The organism is Pseudomonas sp. B424, assembly GCF_055408345.1.
In genome coordinates this window covers 341257-359525 of the sequence record NZ_JBUZTL010000003.1, presented here as the reverse complement: position 1 = coordinate 359525, position 18269 = coordinate 341257, and the positions used below count along the sequence as shown (strand labels likewise).

General features: G+C 59.2%; 13 protein-coding genes and 1 tRNA gene. All 14 read left to right on the top strand.

The features are described from left to right. The first annotated feature begins 184 nt into the window (after window positions 1-184). The 14 genes from dnaG to ACZRMS_RS06290 all read left to right on the top strand — a co-directional run bounded on the left by dnaG (window position 185) and on the right by ACZRMS_RS06290 (window position 18243). Window positions 185-2140 carry a DNA primase gene (dnaG, locus tag ACZRMS_RS06355; protein WP_463994589.1) on the top strand — a complete coding sequence of 652 codons (1956 nt, stop codon included), beginning with the start codon at window positions 185-187 and terminating at the stop codon, window positions 2138-2140. Window positions 2141-2207: 67 nt separating this feature from the next. Then, window positions 2208-4055 carry an RNA polymerase sigma factor RpoD gene (gene rpoD / locus ACZRMS_RS06350; RefSeq protein WP_463994588.1) on the top strand — a complete coding sequence of 616 codons (1848 nt, stop codon included), beginning with the start codon at window positions 2208-2210 and terminating at the stop codon, window positions 4053-4055. A gap of 117 nt (window positions 4056-4172) precedes the next feature. After that, window positions 4173-7103 carry a sensor domain-containing protein gene (locus ACZRMS_RS06345; protein WP_463994587.1) on the top strand — a complete coding sequence of 977 codons (2931 nt, stop codon included), beginning with the start codon at window positions 4173-4175 and terminating at the stop codon, window positions 7101-7103. A 15-nt stretch (window positions 7104-7118) separates the two neighbouring features. Then, a tRNA-Ile gene (locus tag ACZRMS_RS06340) sits at window positions 7119-7195 on the top strand. Between the two features lie 48 nt (window positions 7196-7243). Then, window positions 7244-7696: an Lrp/AsnC family transcriptional regulator gene (locus tag ACZRMS_RS06335; protein ID WP_463994586.1), complete on the top strand. Its 453-nt coding sequence runs from the start codon at window positions 7244-7246 to the stop codon at window positions 7694-7696. A gap of 150 nt (window positions 7697-7846) precedes the next feature. Further along, window positions 7847-9529: a flavin monoamine oxidase family protein gene (locus ACZRMS_RS06330; protein ID WP_463994585.1), complete on the top strand. Its 1683-nt coding sequence runs from the start codon at window positions 7847-7849 to the stop codon at window positions 9527-9529. Window positions 9530-9646: 117 nt separating this feature from the next. After that, a complete protein-coding gene (locus tag ACZRMS_RS06325; RefSeq protein ID WP_463994584.1) occupies window positions 9647-10441 on the top strand; it encodes a carbon-nitrogen hydrolase family protein in 795 nt (264 codons plus the stop codon). Window positions 10442-10480: 39 nt separating this feature from the next. Then, window positions 10481-12928 carry a pyrroloquinoline quinone biosynthesis protein PqqF gene (gene pqqF / locus ACZRMS_RS06320; protein WP_463994583.1) on the top strand — a complete coding sequence of 816 codons (2448 nt, stop codon included), beginning with the start codon at window positions 10481-10483 and terminating at the stop codon, window positions 12926-12928. 152 nt (window positions 12929-13080) lie between these two features. Further along, window positions 13081-13155 (top strand): pyrroloquinoline quinone precursor peptide PqqA, encoded by a 75-nt coding sequence (pqqA, locus tag ACZRMS_RS06315; RefSeq protein WP_003444522.1) that lies wholly within the window; start codon window positions 13081-13083, stop codon window positions 13153-13155. A 95-nt stretch (window positions 13156-13250) separates the two neighbouring features. Then, window positions 13251-14162, top strand: coding sequence for a pyrroloquinoline quinone biosynthesis protein PqqB (gene pqqB / locus ACZRMS_RS06310; RefSeq protein WP_463994582.1), 912 nt, complete (start codon window positions 13251-13253; stop codon window positions 14160-14162). 120 nt (window positions 14163-14282) lie between these two features. Next, a complete protein-coding gene (gene pqqC / locus ACZRMS_RS06305; protein ID WP_463994581.1) occupies window positions 14283-15035 on the top strand; it encodes a pyrroloquinoline-quinone synthase PqqC in 753 nt (250 codons plus the stop codon). Continuing rightward, window positions 15032-15307 (top strand): pyrroloquinoline quinone biosynthesis peptide chaperone PqqD, encoded by a 276-nt coding sequence (gene pqqD / locus ACZRMS_RS06300; protein ID WP_463994580.1) that lies wholly within the window; start codon window positions 15032-15034, stop codon window positions 15305-15307. The genes pqqC and pqqD overlap by 4 nt, the downstream gene beginning before the upstream one ends. Next, window positions 15279-16445, top strand: a complete 1167-nt coding sequence (pqqE, locus tag ACZRMS_RS06295; protein WP_463994579.1) for a pyrroloquinoline quinone biosynthesis protein PqqE — start codon at window positions 15279-15281, stop codon at window positions 16443-16445. Before pqqD ends, pqqE begins: the two co-directional genes overlap by 29 nt. Next, window positions 16411-18243 carry a S9 family peptidase gene (locus ACZRMS_RS06290; RefSeq protein ID WP_463994578.1) on the top strand — a complete coding sequence of 611 codons (1833 nt, stop codon included), beginning with the start codon at window positions 16411-16413 and terminating at the stop codon, window positions 18241-18243. Before pqqE ends, ACZRMS_RS06290 begins: the two co-directional genes overlap by 35 nt. The last annotated feature ends 26 nt before the right edge of the window (window positions 18244-18269 follow it).

The following is an 18269-nucleotide window of genomic DNA, read 5'->3' as shown; positions in this document are numbered from 1 at the left end:
TCAGAGCGTCACACCTATCGCCCCCATACATTCTGATTAAAATGATCAGGCAGGGTTTCGACAGATACACTTCCCCGAAATAATTGAGCAGACGTCCCTCGATCGAGCAGAGCATTCTCCTGCACGCCACGACGACCAAGCCTGTTATACGGACCCATTTCTGCACTGTGCTGACGAGAACGCCATGGCCGGGTTAATCCCCCAGAGCTTTATTGACGACCTTCTGAACCGTACCGATATCGTCGATGTCGTTAGCTCGCGCGTGCAAATGAAGAAAGCCGGCAAGAACTACACCGCCTGCTGCCCCTTCCATAAAGAAAAAACACCGTCTTTCAGTGTCAGCCCCGACAAACAGTTCTATTACTGTTTTGGCTGTGGTGCCGGCGGTAATGCCCTCGGCTTCATCATGGACCACGACAATCTGGACTTCCCCCAGGCTGTCGAAGAACTGGCCAAAGCCGCTGGCATGGAAATCCCCCGAGAAGAAAGTGGTCGCCCTCATAAACCCCGGCAACCCACTGACTCTCCGCTCTACCCGCTTCTGACTGCTGCAGCCGACTTTTATCGCCAGGCCTTAAAAAGCCATCCGGCACGTAAAGCGGCCGTGGACTATCTGAAGGGGCGCGGCCTGACTGGCGAAATCGCCCGTGACTTCGGCTTGGGGTTCGCTCCGCCCGGCTGGGACAACCTGTACAAGCATCTAAGCAGCGACACGCTTCAGCAAAAAGCCATGATCGATGCCGGCCTGCTGGTGGAAAACGCCGAGACCGGCAAGCGCTACGACCGTTTTCGCGATCGCGTGATGTTTCCGATCCGTGATAGCCGCGGCCGGATCATTGCCTTCGGCGGCCGAGTGCTGGGCGACGACAAGCCCAAGTACCTGAACTCCCCGGAAACCCCGGTCTTTCACAAAGGCCAGGAATTGTACGGGCTGTTCGAAGCGCGCAAATTCACCCGCAGCCTCGATGAAATCATTGTGGTTGAAGGCTACATGGACGTTATCGCCCTCGCCCAGCAAGGCCTGCGCAATGCCGTCGCAACCCTGGGCACCGCCACCAGCGAAGAACACATGAAGCGCCTGTTTCGCGTGGTTCCCAGCGTTTTATTCTGTTTTGACGGCGACCAGGCTGGCCGCAATGCCGCCTGGCGCGCACTTGAAGCCACACTGCCCTGCTTGCAGGATGGCCGCCGCGCACGCTTTTTGTTCCTGCCCGAAGGCGAAGACCCGGACACACTGGTGCGCTCCGAAGGCACCGATGCCTTCAAGGCCCGCATCAACCAGCACGCGCAGCCTCTGGCCGATTACTTCTTCCAGCAACTGATAGAAGAAGCAGACCCGCGCTCGCTTGAAGGCAAGGCCCACATGGCGACGCTGGCAGCACCGCTGATCGACAAAGTCCCGGGCGCCAACCTGCGGACCTTGATGCGTCAGCGCTTAAGTGAAATCACCGGCCTGACCAGCGAAACGGTCAGCCAACTGGCTCAAAGCGCACCGCCCAAACCCCAGGTACAACCGGCTTACGATCCGGGCATTGATTACGATGCAATGCCCGACTACAGCGACTTCCAGCAACCGGACATGTACATCCCCCAACAGGAATGGACACCGAAAAAGCCCGGCGCTGGCGGCAAGAAGTGGGAAAACAAACCCTGGGACAAAAAAGGCAAGCGTGGCGTCGAGCGTGAGCAGGCCTGGATCCCGGTCGGCGTTGAGCCGCCTACACTGACAGCCCTGCGCACCTTGCTGCATCACCCGCAACTGGCCAAAAAAGTTGAAGACGCCGGGCACTTTGCTGCAGAAGACCAGACTAATAATCAGCTACTGATTGCTCTGGTGGAGGCCGTTCAGAAAAATCCTAAGCTAAGCTCTATACAGTTGTTGTCCCGCTGGCACGGCACTGAACAGGGTCGCTTGCTGCAAAGACTGCTGGAAAAGGAGTGGCTAATTGATGCCGACAACCTTGAACAACAGTTTTTCGACACCATAACTAGCTTGTCAGCTCGCCAACGCGAGCGAAATCTTGAACAACTTCTTCGAAAAGCACGTCAAGGCGAGCTAAGCCCCGAGGAAAAAAATCAGTTACGCGACCTTCTAAGTCGCAATAATCCCGCATCAAACCCGACCTCAACTGGCGCGTGAGGTCATAGCTAAGGTATAATCCTCGGCTTGTTTTTTGCCCGCCAAGACCTTCAGTGGATAGGGTGTTATGTCCGGAAAAGCGCAACAGCAGTCTCGTATCAAAGAGTTGATCACCCTCGGCCGTGAGCAGAAGTATCTGACTTACGCAGAGGTCAACGACCACCTGCCCGAAGATATTTCAGATCCGGAGCAAGTGGAAGACATCATCCGCATGATTAATGACATGGGGATCCCCGTACACGAGAGTGCTCCGGATGCGGACGCCCTTATGTTGGCCGATGCCGACACCGACGAGGCAGCTGCTGAAGAAGCAGCTGCCGCGTTGGCGGCAGTAGAGACCGACATTGGTCGTACTACTGACCCAGTGCGCATGTACATGCGCGAAATGGGCACGGTAGAACTGCTGACACGTGAAGGCGAAATCGAAATCGCCAAGCGTATTGAAGAAGGCATCCGTGAAGTGATGGGCGCAATCGCGCACTTCCCTGGCACGGTTGACCATATTCTCTCCGAGTACACTCGCGTCACCACCGAAGGTGGTCGCCTGTCCGACGTTCTGAGCGGTTATATCGACCCGGACGACGGTATTGCGCCGCCTGCAGCCGAAGTGCCGCCTCCTGTCGACCCAAAGGTGAAAGCCGAAGGTGATGACGAAGAGGAAGATAAGGAAGAGTCCACCGAGGAAGAGGAAGAGGTCGAAAGCGGCCCCGACCCGATCATCGCGGCTCAGCGCTTTGGCGCCGTTTCCGATCAGATGGAAATCGCTCGCAAGGCACTGAAAAAGCACGGTCGTGGCAGCAAGCAGGCAATTGCCGAGCTGGTTGCACTGGCTGAGCTGTTCATGCCGATCAAACTGGTCCCGAAGCAATTCGAAGGCCTGGTTGAACGTGTTCGTAGCGCCCTGGAGCGTCTGCGTGCACAAGAGCGCGCCATCATGCAGCTGTGTGTTCGTGATGCTCGCATGCCGCGTACTGATTTCCTGCGCCTGTTCCCGGGCAACGAAGTCGACGAAAGCTGGAGCGACGCACTGGCCAAAGGCAAAAGCAAATACGCTGAAGCCATTGGTCGCCTGCAACCGGACATCATCCGTTGCCAGCAAAAGCTGTCTGCACTTGAAGCCGAAACAGGCTTGAAGATTGCCGAGATCAAGGACATCAACCGTCGCATGTCGATCGGTGAGGCCAAGGCCCGCCGCGCGAAGAAAGAGATGGTTGAAGCGAACTTGCGTCTGGTGATCTCCATCGCCAAGAAGTACACCAACCGTGGCTTGCAGTTCCTCGATCTGATCCAGGAAGGCAACATCGGCTTGATGAAAGCGGTAGACAAGTTTGAATACCGCCGCGGCTACAAATTCTCGACTTATGCCACCTGGTGGATCCGTCAGGCGATCACTCGCTCGATCGCCGACCAGGCCCGCACCATCCGTATTCCGGTGCACATGATCGAGACGATCAACAAGCTCAACCGTATTTCCCGCCAGATGTTGCAGGAAATGGGTCGCGAACCGACCCCGGAAGAGCTGGGCGAACGCATGGAAATGCCTGAGGATAAAATCCGCAAGGTATTGAAGATCGCTAAAGAGCCGATCTCCATGGAAACCCCGATCGGTGATGACGAAGACTCCCATCTGGGCGACTTCATCGAAGACTCGACCATGCAGTCGCCAATCGATGTAGCTACCGTTGAGAGCCTTAAAGAAGCGACACGCGACGTACTCGGCGGCCTCACAGCCCGTGAAGCCAAGGTACTGCGCATGCGTTTCGGTATCGACATGAATACCGACCACACCCTTGAGGAGGTTGGTAAACAATTCGACGTTACCCGTGAGCGGATTCGTCAGATCGAAGCCAAAGCGTTGCGCAAGCTGCGCCACCCGACGAGAAGCGAGCATTTGCGCTCCTTCCTCGACGAGTGATCCCAAAACCCCCGGCCCTGCCGGGGGTTTTGCTTTATACCCAAACACCTTCTCGCCCCTTCCCCCCGCCACAGTCCGACTACACTGGATGCATCCAAGCGCACTGAAGAGACGCGCATGTCACGATTGCTGGCTTTCCTGCTTCTGTCGCTTGTCGCCTGGACCACTGCCACCTGTGCCCTGACATTTAGCGATAAAGAGCAGCAACGACTCGAAAACCATCCTGAACCGTTCCTCGGCATCGATACCGCGCGCCCGTCATTTGAGCTTCAAACCCAGCGCGCGCTCTATGCTGACCTGACGAGCGATCATGCACACCTGCACCCTGCCCCCCGACAAGTGGCCGCATCAGAGCTAACCGGACAAACCAGAATCGACTGGCTGCTCGACAAAGTACTGCCCGACACCAACCCGGGAGAAATCGCTAATAATCAGCAGCACTGGAATGGCGACTACCGCGCCCTGTGGCGCACCGTGCTGCTCTATATCCTCCCCAGCACACTACTTTTGACCGTCATACTGATCGTGGTCATCCGCATCAATCGACGCACGAGCTTTGAAATTTATCACCGAAAAGCCCTCGAACAAGCGCTGCGCAGCAGCGAATATCACTACAGAAGCCTGATAGAAAGCCTTTCGGCTATCGCCTGGGAGGCACGCCTGGACGGCGATGCCTATACCTATGTCTCGCCCCAGGCCGAAGTTTTGCTCGGCTACCCTATCGCGGACTGGTCAAGCCCGGGGTTCTGGCACCGGATCCTGCATCCCGATGACCAGGCCCGCGCCCGGGCCTGCCGCGACAGTGAGATCAACGCCGGTCATGACCACAGCCTGGACTATCGAGTGATAACCGCTGACGGCAATACCCTGTGGCTACGGGACATAGCCAGTATCACCACCCACAACCAACAGGCCGTTTTGCGCGGCCTGATGATCAATATCAGCGATAACAAGCAGGTCGAGGAAGCCTTGCGCCTCTCCGAAGAAAAGTTCGCCAAAGCGTTCCATGCCTCTCCAGACGGCCTTTTGATAACTCGACAAAGCGATGGCCTGATGATCGAAACAAACGAAGGCTTTAGCCAGCTCAGTGGTTATGACAGCGACGCTGCCCTGCACCACTCAACGCTGGATCTGCACCTGTGGGTCGATCTTGAGCAACGCACCGAACTGCTGAGACGACTGGAGGAAAACGGCTTTGCCCGTGACTTCAGATGCAGCATCCGACACAGGGACGGACGAATCCGCCTCTGTGAAATCTCCAGCTACCCACTGAAGATCGGCACGGAGAACTGCATACTCACCATCGCGCGCGACATCACAGAACGCCATCAGATGCAGGAAAAACTGCAACAAACGGCAACCGTCTTTGAGAGCACGGCTGAAGGCATCGTCATTACTGATCCCCAGCATGTCATCACCGCGGTCAATCGGGCCTTCACCGAAATTACCGGTTACTGCGAGAGCGAAGTCCTTGGCCAGACTCCGCGCATTATGGCTTCCGGCCAGCACAACAGCCTGTTCTTTGCCGCAATGTGGCATCAGCTTTCAAAAGATGGCCACTGGCAGGGCGAAATCAGCAACAAACGCAAAAACGGTGAAATACACCCCAACTGGATGACCATCAGCACCGTACGCAACAGCGACAACCTGGTGACCCACTTTGTAGGCGTATTTTCTGACATCTCCAGCCTCAAACATGCCCAGTCACGCCTTGACCACCAAGCCCACCACGACCCGCTGACCAACCTGCCCAACCGTTTGCTGTTTGAGCGTCGGCTGCGCGAGGTGCTCACGGATCAGAGGCGCAATGGCCAGCACGGCGCCGTCCTGTTTCTGGACCTGGACCGTTTCAAGAACATTAATGACAGCCTCGGCCATCCGGTCGGCGATCTGCTGCTCAATGGCATTGCAACCCGCCTCAAAGAACAGTTGCGCGATATCGACACCGTTGCCCGCCTTGGCGGCGATGAATTCATTATCCTGCTGCCCGGGCTCAAATCCCCCCGTGATGCAGAGCTCATAGCCGACAAGCTCCTGGCGTGTTTCAGCGCCCCCTTCCCGGCAGGCGAGCATGAACTGTTTATCAGCGCCAGCATCGGCATCAGCGTGTATCCGGAAGACGGCACTGAAGTAGACATCCTCATCAAAAATGCCGATACCGCGATGTACCGCTCCAAACTCAAAGGTCGCAACCGTGTCGAACGCTACACCCAGGACCTGAGCGCCCAGGCCAGTGCACGCGTCGCTCTGGAGCAGGATCTGCGCCGGGCGCTGGAGCGCGACCAACTGGTACTGTTCTATCAACCTAAAATCAGCTTGCGCGACCTCAGTCTGGTCGGCGCCAAAGCACTTATTCGCTGGAACCACCCTGAACTCGGAGACATCCCACCCGAGCGTTTTATTCATCTGGCCGAAGAAAACGGCATGATCATACAAATAGGCGATTGGATGCTCGAACGTGTCTGCCAACAACTGCATGCCTGGCATCAAGTTTACGAGCCCTTTGGGCCGATATCCGTCAACCTGGCGAGCTCTCAGCTGTACAGCCCAAAACTGCTGACACGTATCCATCAGTTACTCAAAACCTACGCACTCAAGCCGGGTTGCTTACAGCTGAAAATCACCGAAAACGTCATCACGAGCCAGACCGAAGAAGCGTTTGTGGTACTGCTTCAGCTCAAACAGTTAGGTGTGCAACTGTCCATTGACGATTTTGGTACCGGCTACTCGTCCCTCAGCTACCTCAAACATTTGCCGCTGGACACGCTGAAAATCGACCAGTCATTTATCCGGGGCCTGCCCAATGACACCCACGATGCCGCGATCGTGCGCGCCATCATTGCACTGGGGCGCAGCATGCAAATCACCATCATTGCCGAAGGTGTCGAAACCCGGGCACAACAGGACTTTCTGACCAAAGCCGGCTGCGAACAGATCCAGGGCCCTATCGTCAGCGCGCCTTTACCAGCCGAAGAATTCGCAGCAACTTTCCTTCGTCTGCTTATTTCAGACTTTTCGGATAGCACTACCGAGAAACCGTCGTTATAATCCGCGGCCTACTGAGGGCCTATAGCTCAGTTGGTTAGAGCAGGGGACTCATAATCCCTTGGTCGTAGGTTCGAGTCCTACTGGGCCCACCAAACTCAAAGCCGCGCACTGCGCGGCTTTCGTGTATCTGGAGTCTCCCCTTGTCTGATACCCGCCCGCCTGCGCTGGATGAAATGGACCGTCAATTGATTGCGGCCTTGCAGCTCAATGCCCGTGAAAGCGTGGCGATGCTGGCGCGTCAGTTGGGGATTGCGCGCACTACCGTGACCTCGCGCCTGGCACGACTGGAGAAGAACGGGGTCATCACCGGTTATGGCGTTCGTCTGGGCCAGCGTCTGATTGATGGCGGTTTACAGGCCTATGTCGGGATCACCGTGCAGCCACGCTCCGGCAAAGAAGTGGTCCGGCGCTTGAGCGCAATGGCCCAGGTACAGCAACTATGCGCGGTCAGCGGCGAGTTCGATTACGTGGCCTGGCTGCGCAGCGACTCCCCCGAGCAACTTGACCAGTTGCTCGATCAGATCGGCAGCGTCGAGGGTGTCGAAAAAACCACCACTTCGATCATCCTCAGCAGCAAAGTCGATCGCGGATAAGTCATTTCACCAGCCAGCCTCGTCACATCGACCAAAAAAAGGCCATAACGACGACAATTTGCGTCTTATTAACGTGCTCCGCGCTCCCTATCATGGTGCCTGTCTTTTTCTATACTCAACGTTACGCTTGAGTCGCCAGCAAGGTCAGCCATGAACAAGAATAATCGCCACCCTAACGACGGAAAAAAACCCATCACCATCTTCGGCCCGGATTTTCCGTTTGCCTTTGATGACTGGATCGAACACCCGGCCGGCCTGGGCAGTATCCCGGCACACAAGCTGGGCTCGGAAGTGGCGATTGTCGGCGCCGGGATGGCCGGGATGGTGGCGGCTTATGAGCTGATGAAGCTGGGCCTCAAACCCGTGGTCTATGAAGCCTCGAAAATGGGCGGGCGCCTGCGCTCGCAAGCATTCGAGGGCAGCGAAGGCGTGATTGCCGAACTGGGCGGCATGCGCTTCCCGGTCTCCTCGACCGCGTTTTACCACTACGTGGACAAGCTGGGGCTGGAGACCAAACCCTTCCCTAACCCGCTGACGCCCGCTTCGGGCAGCACCGTGATCGACCTCGAAGGCCAGACCTTCTACGCACAAAAACTGGCGGACCTGCCTGCACTGTTCCAGGAAGTAGCCGACGCCTGGGCAGATGCACTGGAATCAGGTTCGCGCTTTGGCGATATCCAGCAAGCGATCCGTGACCGTGACGTGCCCCGGCTTAAAGAGCTGTGGAACACCCTGGTTCCGCTGTGGGACGACCGCACGTTCTACGATTTTGTGGCCACGTCCAAAGCCTTCGCCAAGCTGTCGTTCCAGCACCGCGAAGTATTTGGCCAGGTCGGGTTCGGCACCGGTGGCTGGGACTCGGACTTCCCCAACTCAATGCTCGAAATTTTCCGGGTGGTAATGACCAACTGCGACGACCACCAACACCTGGTGGTCGGCGGTGTCGAGCAAGTGCCGCTGGGTATCTGGCGCCACGCCCCGGAGCGCTGCGCTCACTGGCCTGCTGGCACCAGCCTCAGTTCGCTGCACAACGGCGCACCACGCACTGGAGTCAAAGCCATCTCTCGTACAGCAGACGGGCTGTTTTCTGTCACCGACATCCTCGGTGTCACACGCCCCTATGAAGCAGTACTGGTCACCTGCCAAAGCTGGCTGCTGACCACCCAGATCGAATGCGAAGAATCGCTGTTCTCACAAAAAGTGTGGATGGCGCTGGACCGCACACGCTACATGCAATCGTCCAAAACGTTTGTGATGGTCGACCGCCCGTTCTGGAAAGACAAAGACCCCGAGACCGGCCGCGACCTGATGAGCATGACCCTCACCGACCGTCTGACCCGTGGCACTTACCTGTTCGACAACGGTGACGACAAGCCTGGGGTGATTTGCCTGTCGTACTCGTGGATGAGCGATGCGCTGAAAATGCTCCCGCACCCTGTGGAAAAGCGCGTAAAACTGGCGCTCGATTCGCTGAAAAAGATCTACCCAAAGGTGGATATCGCCAGCCGCATCATCGGCGACCCGATCACAGTGTCGTGGGAAGCCGACCCGCACTTTTTGGGGGCCTTCAAGGGCGCGCTGCCGGGGCATTACCGTTACAACCAGCGGATGTACGCGCACTTCATGCAGCAAGAGATGCCCGGTGAACAACGCGGGATCTTCATTGCGGGCGATGACGTGTCGTGGACCCCGGCCTGGGTTGAAGGCGCGGTGCAGACCTCATTGAATGCGGTCTGGGGGATCATGACCCACTTCGGTGGCAGTACCCATGCCGAGAACCCCGGCCCGGGTGACGTGTTCCACGAAATCGGGCCGATTGCCCTGCCGGATTGATCCCTGCGGGAGCGGGCTTGCTCGCGATGGCAGCAACGCCGTACATCAGGCACTGCGCAGCGATCCCGTCGCGAGCAAGCCCGCTCCCACGCGAAAATTGAACATCAGGAGAACACCATGCGCGTCGCCCTATATCAGTGCCCGCCCCTGCCGCTGGATGTGGCCGGCAACCTGCAGCGCTTGAAAGATGTCGCCACTCAGGCCAAGGACATTGATCTGCTGGTTCTGCCAGAGATGTTCCTCACGGGCTACAACATCGGCGCCCCAGCCGTGGCCAAGCTGGCGCAAACCCACGACGGTGACGCCGCACAACAGATTGCCGGGCTGGCCAGGGCCACGGGCACGGCGATTGTGTACGGCTACCCCGAGCGCGGCGCAGACGGGCAGATCTACAACAGCGCGCAATTGATCGACGCCCACGGCAAAAGCCTGTGCAACTACCGTAAAACCCATCTGTTCGGTGAGCTCGACCACTCGATGTTCAGCAAAGGCCCCGATGCATTCCCCATCATTGAGCTCAATGGCTGGAAGCTCGGCCTGCTGATTTGCTATGACCTCGAATTCCCGGAAAACACCCGCCGCCTGGCCCTGGCCGGGGCTGAGCTGATTGTGGTGCCCACCGCCAACATGGCGCCTTACGACTTTATCGCCGACGTCACCGTGCGGTGTCGTGCCTTCGAAAACCAGTGCTATGTGGCCTACGCCAATTATTGCGGGCATGAAGGCAACATCCATTACTGCGGTCAAAGCAGTATCGCCGCGCCCAACGGCCAGCAAGTCGCGCTGGCCCAACAGGCCGAGGCACTGATTGTCGCCACACTGGATCATCAGCAACTGCTGGACGCCAAAACCGGTAATTTTTACCTGGCCGACCGCCGTCCCGAGCTTTACCGCGAGCTGAGCAAGCGCTAAATCCGCTAGCATGAGCGCTTCTCTGTTCCGGAAGTGCCCATGCCTGCGCTGAACCACCCTCACACCCAACGTTTGACGCTTAAAAGCGGTCTGACTCTTTCCGTGCGCCACGAGCCGCGCCTCAAGCGTTGCGCGGCCGTTTTGCGGGTCGCCGCAGGCAGTCACGATGTGCCCGCAGCCTGGCCTGGGCTGGCGCACTTTCTGGAGCACTTGCTGTTTCTGGGGACCGCGCGCTTCCCGGCGTCCGATAGCCTGATGGCGTATGTGCAGCGCCACGGCGGCCAGGTGAATGCCAAAACCAGTGAGCGGCATACCGAATTCTTTTTTGAATTGCCTCCGGCTACCTTCGAGGGCGGCCTTCAACGCTTGTGCGACATGCTCGCCCATCCGCGCATGAATCTGGACGACCAACTGCGCGAGCGTGAAGTCATACATGCCGAATTTATCGCCTGGGCCCGTGAGGCTTCAGCGCAACGCGAAATGAAGCTGTTCCAGCCGCTGAACCCGGCCCACCCGTTGCGGGCATTCCATGCAGGCAACCGTTACAGCCTGCCCGTGCCGCGCGCGAGCTTTCAGCAGGCCTTAAAAGATTTTTACCAAGGGTTTTATCAGACCGGGCAAATGACTTTGAGCCTGGCAGGCCCGCAGTCAGCCCCGGACCTGATAGCCCTGGCCGAGCGCTGCAGCGCAGAGTTCCCCAGCGGTACCACCGTGCAGCAGACCAGCGCACCCTTGCTGATGGCCAGCCCCGAGCAACACTATCAACACTGCGACGGCCCGCGCCTGAGCCTGATGTTCGCCCTTGAACAACTGCCGCCCGAGTATGACCAGGCGCTGGACTTTCTGTGCCTCTGGATCAATTCCGACAAAGCCGGCGGCCTGATTGCGCAGTTACGCCAGCTGCAAGTGATCGACACCCTCAAAGCTACATCGCTCTACCACTTCAATGGTCAGGCCCTGCTGCAGATTGAATTCAGTGCCGCCACCGACATCGCGGGGCACGCCGCACTGATCCAGAACACCTTCCATGACTGGCTGGCGTTTTTCAGCGCACAACAGGATTGGCCTGCGCTACGGGACGAGTACCGTCTGCTGCAACAGCGTCAGCTAGACGTCAGTGCTGCGCTGGAACTTGCCCGCCGCGATGGTGAGCAATATGTACCCGGTCTGTCAGAACAAGGCATTACAGCCCTCAAGGCCGTGCTGGAACAGTTGCCTTGCGCGCCACAACCAGCCGGGCAGCATGCCTGGCAACTGCCTGCGCCCAATCCGTTTCTGCTGGCAGCGAAAGAACCGGTCAGTGCCGGCCTGATTCGCGGGCAAACCAGTGCTCACCGCGGCTTGCGCACATTTGCCCAGGATCGCCTGCGCAGTCGCCGCGACCTGTCCGCCATGAGTTTCAGCACGGCAATCCCCGCCCACAGCGGCGAAGCGGCGATTTATCTGCGCTGGCACCTGCCGGTAAAGCCTGCACCGGAATTGTTGCCGCTCCTGGAAAACAGCCTGCGCTCACTTGTTCTCGATGCTCGCTACGCCGGAGTCGAACTGTCGTTCAACGCGTTGGGCAATGACTGGCTACTCAAAATGCACGGTTTCCACGAACCCATGCCCGCCATTCTGGAGCACGCAGTGCGCGCACTCGGTGCACCGGTCACAGAGCTCACAGGCAGTACCTCACCAGCCGCACCGTTGATCCCCATCCGCCAACTGCTCAAACGCCTGCCCGAACTGTGCCAGCCGTGCAGCGGGCCTGTTGCCGCCGATCTGCAGGACTGCTGGGCACAAGCCCGTTGGGACGGGCTGGCCGTCGGACTGCCTGCTTCCACACAGACCTTGATCACACCGGTGCTGAACAAAGTCCCGGGCACCCCGGATGCGCAACAGGTGCGGCCTAGCGAGCACAACACCCAACGTCACTGGCACACCGAGCCCTGCGACTCCAGCGAGCACGCACTCCTTCTGTACTGCCCGGCCCCGGAAGCGACCATCGCTGACGAAGCCGCCTGGCGCCTGCTCGGTCATGTGGCGCAAACCCCGTTCTATCAACGTCTACGGGTCGGGCTGCAACTGGGTTATGCCGTGTTCAGCGGCCTGCGCCAGATCAATGGCCAAACCGGCCTGCTGTTCGGCGTGCAATCGCCCAACGCCCCGACAGCAGAAATCTTCGATCACATCCAAAACTTCCTCGAGGATTTGCCGAATATGATCTCTGCACTGGATGAAACATCTTTCATTCAGGCCCGCACAACCTTGGCCCGACAATTCTCGAGTGAGGCCCTGGGCGTGCTCCAGGCCAGCGAATTGCTCTGGCAAGCGAAGCTGGCAGGCCACCCGTCGGATTACCTGACAGCCCTCTACACCGCACTTATGGCACTGGATCAAGGCACTACACTCAAAGCGGCCCAGCAGGTTAACGCGCCTGAAAGCCGCTGGTTGTGCCTGGCCACAAGCCCGGCCACTGAAACGTTTTATCCAGGGAGAAGCTGATCGTTACCAACCATGTAATGGGCTTTCTTCAACTTTGGGCGTTCAGACACTTTCAAATTTAGTAACATGTCCACCTGAACTTTTGAACATCTCCTTCGGGAGCTGGACTAATCAAGAGACACCCACTAACCACCCGCTGAAGGAGTCACCTAATGGCTTGGACTAAACCTGCTTACACCGACCTGCGTATTGGCTTTGAAGTCACCATGTACTTCGCCAGCCGTTGATCTGCCCGGCCTCTTGAATAAAGAGCCCAGCAGAGCAACCCAACGCCTCGGTTCGCCGGGGCGTTTTTATTTTCAGCTTCGCAAGAGAGCACGCCATGTTCGTCCAGATTCTAGGCTCCGCCGCTGGCGGCGGCTTCCCGCAGTGGAACTGCAACTGCGTCAACTGCGCGGGTTTTCGTGATGGCAGCCTGCGCGCCACCGCCCGCACGCAGTCCTCGATCGCGATTTCCGATGACGGCGTCAACTGGGTCCTGTGCAACACCTCACCCGACATCCGCGCCCAACTGCAAAGCTTCGCCCCCATGCAACCGGGCCGGGCCCTGCGCGATACCGGGATCAGCGCCATCATCCTGATGGACAGCCAGATCGACCACACCACCGGCCTGCTCAGCTTGCGCGAAGGCTGCCCGCATGAGGTGTGGTGCACCGACATGGTCCATGAAGACCTGAGCACCGGCTTCCCGCTGTTCACCATGCTCAAACACTGGAATGGCGGCCTGAACTGGAACCGCATCGAGCTTGAAGGCTCATTCACCATCCCGGCCTGCCCCAACCTGCGTTTCAGCCCGTTGCCGCTGCGCAGTGCCGCGCCGCCGTACTCGCCACACCGCTTCGACCCGCACCCGGGCGACAACATTGGCCTCATCGTCGAAGACCTGCGCACCGGCGGCAAACTGTTCTACGCCCCCGGGCTGGGCAAGGTAGATGCACCTCTGCTGGAAATCATGGCAGGCAGTAACTGCCTGCTGGTGGACGGCACGATGTGGGACGACGATGAAATGCAGCGCCGTGGCGTCGGTACCCGCACCGGGCGAGAAATGGGCCACCTGGCACAAAACGGTCCCGGCGGCATGCTCGAAGTACTTGAGCAACTGCCTGAGCAGCGCAAGATTCTGATCCACATCAACAACACCAACCCGATCCTCGACGAAGACTCTGCCGAACGCGCCGAACTGGCACGCCGGGGAGTTGAAGTGGCCTTTGATGGCATGAGCATCGAGTTGTAATAATCCATGCATTCCCCTGCAGGAACGGGCTGGCTCGCGATACAAACGACGCGGTATGCCTGACAAATCGCGGTGATGCCATCGCGAGTAAACCCGCTCCCACATGACTGGAGAACACACGTGACCCAAGCCCCACTCTCCACCGCCGAATTCGAGGCCGCACTGCGTGCCAAAGGCGCGTACTACCACATCTACCACCCCTATCAGGTGGCGATGTACGAAGGCCGCGCGACCCGCGAGCAGATTCAGGGCTGGGTCGCCAACCGCTTCTACTATCAAGTCAATATCCCGCTCAAGGACGCCGCTATCCTGGCCAACTGCCCGGATCGCGAAGTACGTCGTGAGTGGATTCAACGCCTGCTCGACCACGACGGCGCACCCGGAGAAGACGGCGGCATCGAAGCCTGGTTGCGTCTGGGTCAGGCCGTAGGTCTGGACCCGGATCAACTGCGCTCCCAGGAGCTGGTTCTGCCCGGCGTACGCTTTGCCGTAGACGCCTACGTCAACTTCGCCCGCCGCGCCAGCTGGGAAGAAGCCGCCAGCAGCTCGCTGACCGAGATGTTCGCGCCGCAAATCCACCAGTCACGCCTGGACAGCTGGCCGCAGCACTACCCGTGGATCGACCCTGCCGGCTACGAGTATTTCCGCACTCGTCTGGGCCAGGCCCGGCGCGACGTGGAACACGGGCTGGCAATCACCCTGCAGCACTACACCACCCGGGAAGGCCAGCAGCGCATGCTGGAAATTCTCCAGTTCAAACTCGACATCCTTTGGAGCATGCTCGATGCCATGACCATGGCCTACGAGCTGGACCGCCCGCCGTTTCACAGCGTGACCTGCGAACGGGTCTGGCATAAAGGAATCACCCTATGAACTTCGACCGCAGCAAAATCCCGACCTGGCGTACCGGCTACCGTTTCCAGTACGAACCGGCACAAAAAGGCCACGTGCTGCTCTACCCCGAAGGCATGATCAAACTCAATGACAGCGCCGCGCTGATCGGCGGCCTGATTGACGGCCAGCGCGACGTGGCGGCCATCATTGCCTCGCTGGACGCGCAGTTCCCCGGCGTACCCGAACTCGGTGAAGACATCGAGCAATTTATGGAGGTCGCTCGTGCAGAGCACTGGATCGAACTTGCCTGACAGCCGCATCCCCCCAACACCGGAAGTCGGCCTGCCATTGTGGCTGCTGGCTGAACTGACCTATCGCTGCCCGCTGCAATGCCCCTATTGCTCCAACCCGCTGGATTTCGCCCAGCAGGGCAAAGAGCTGAGCACCGAGCAGTGGATCAAGGTATTTCGTGAAGCGCGGGAGATGGGCGCAGCCCAGCTCGGGTTCTCCGGTGGCGAGCCGCTGGTACGCCAGGACCTGGCCGAACTGATCAGTGAGGCCCGCAAACTAGGCTTCTACACCAACCTGATCACCTCGGGCATTGGCCTGACCGAGCAAAAAATCAGCGACTTCAAAAAGGCCGGGCTGGACCATATCCAGATCAGCTTCCAGGCCAGTGACGAGCAAGTAAACAACCTGCTGGCCGGCTCGAAAAAAGCCTTCGCGCAAAAACTCGAAATGGCCCGCGCCGTCAAAGCCCACGGCTACCCGATGGTGCTGAACTTCGTCACCCACCGGCACAACATCGACAAGATCGACCGCATCATCGAGCTGTGCATCGCCCTTGAGGCCGACTTCGTCGAGCTCGCCACCTGCCAGTTCTACGGCTGGGCCCAGCTCAACCGCGTCGGCTTGCTCCCAACCAAGGAACAGCTGGTGCGCGCCGAGCGGGTGACCAATGAATACCGCGCCAAACTTGAAGCCGAAGGCCACCCCTGCAAACTGATTTTCGTCACCCCGGATTATTACGAAGAGCGCCCCAAGGCCTGCATGAACGGCTGGGGCAGCATCTTTTTGACCGTGACACCTGACGGCACCGCCCTGCCGTGTCATGGTGCACGGCAAATGCCGGTCGAGTTCCCCAACGTGCGCGACCACAGCATGCAACACATCTGGTACGACTCGTTCGGCTTCAATCGTTTTCGGGGTTATGACTGGATGCCCGAGCCTTGCCGCTCGTGCGACGAGAAAGAAAAGGACTTCGGCGGCTGTCGTTGCCAGGCCTTTATGCTCACGGGAGACGCCAGCAACGCGGACCCTGTGTGCAGCAAGTCGCCGCAACACGACCTGATTCTCAAGGCGCGCGAAGAAGCCGAGCACGCCACCCAGACCATCGAACAACTGGCCTTCCGAAATGAACGAAACTCACGTCTCATCGCAAAAGGTTGAACCCTTCAGTGCTGCACTCGCCGTAGCCGCCGGGGTCGATTTCGCTGAATTGCGGGTCGGCCCCCTCGGCCTGTTCTGGAATGAATACCGCCCCACTGACGCCGCCTGCCGTATCTGGCACCGGCGCGACGGGCAAGCGCATTGCCTGACGCCAGAGGGTTTCAGCGTGCGCAGCCGGGTATACGAGTACGGCGGGGGCGCGTTTTGCCTGAGCGATGATGGCGTGGTGTTCGTCAACGAAGCCGATCAACAACTGTACCGCCAAGGCCTGGATGGCACCGCCCCGCAGGCGCTGACCCAAGGCACTTGCCGCTACGGCGATGTGCAGTTTGTCGAAGGGCAAGTGCTGGCCGTCGAAGAAAACCTCGATCAGCATCGGCTGGTCAGCATCCACCCGGGCACCCTTGAGCGCCGGGTACTGGCCGAAGGTGCCGACTTCTATGCCTCGCCCACCCTGAGCCCTGACGGCCAGCGCCTGGCCTGGATCGAATGGAGCCGTCCGCATCAGCCATGGACCTCTACCCGACTGATGCTGGCCGAAGGCCAAAGCGCCGGCCACTGGAATACCGCGTATTGCATTGCCGGCGACCTGGCTGAGGAATCGCTGCAACAACCGCGCTTCGACGAACACAACCGCCTGCATTGCCTGACCGACCGCGCTGGTTTTTGGCAGCCTTGGGCCGAGTCGGGCGAAGGCCTGGTGCCCGCGCCAGCCGCTGACGCCGATCACGCCCCGGCGCCCTGGCAATTGGGCGCCAGCACCTGGCTGCCGCTGGGCGAACAAGCATATCTGGCCAGCTGGACTGAAGCCGGTTTCGGACATTTGGGCATACGTACAGCTGATGGCAACCTTGAGGATTTCACTGGCGACTACAGCCGTTTTCGCAGCCTGGCGCTGGATGACGAGTTCATCTACTGCATCGCCGCATCGCCGGTATGTCCTTCAGCGGTGGTCCGCATTCACCGCGCTGATCACCATGTCGATGTGCTGGCTGGCGGCGTTGCGCCGCTGCCGGCCGAGCAGATCAGCCGTCCGCGGACGCTGTGCTATCCCTCGGCCAGCGGACAGGCCCACGGCTTTTTCTATCCGTCGATGCACGGTGAGATCAAGCCGCCGCTGGTGGTCTTTATCCATGGCGGCCCGACCTCGGCCTGCTACCCGATGCTCGACCCGCGCATTCAGTACTGGACCCAGCGCGGCTTCGCCGTGGCCGACCTCAACTACCGTGGCAGCAGCGGCTATGGCCGTGACTACCGTCAGGCTCTGCACCTGAAATGGGGCGAAGTGGACGTAGAAGACGCCTGCTCGGTCGTCAGCCATCTGGCCGGACAAGGGCTGATTGACGGCAACAACGCTTTTATTCGCGGCGGCAGCGCAGGCGGTTACACCACCCTGTGTGCATTGGCGTTCAACAACGTCTTCCGGGCGGGAGCCAGCTTGTACGGGGTCAGCGACCCGATTGCCCTGGCCCGGGACACCCACAAGTTCGAAGGCGACTACCTTGACTGGCTGATTGGCGATCCCGTGCGCGACGCTGAACGCTACGCGGCCCGCACCCCATTGCTGCACGCCAGCCAGATCAGCGTGCCGGTGATTTTCTTCCAGGGTGAGCTGGACGCCGTGGTGGTCCCCCAACAGACCCGCGACATGCTCAAGGCCCTGCAAGACAACGGCATCCCGGCCCGGGCGCATTACTACCCCGACGAACGCCATGGCTTTCGCAAGGCCGCCAACCAGGCCCATGCGCTGGAGCAGGAGTGGTTGTTTTATCGTGGGGTGATGCAAACCGGTGCATAACCTGTAGCCGCTGCCGCAGGCTGCGA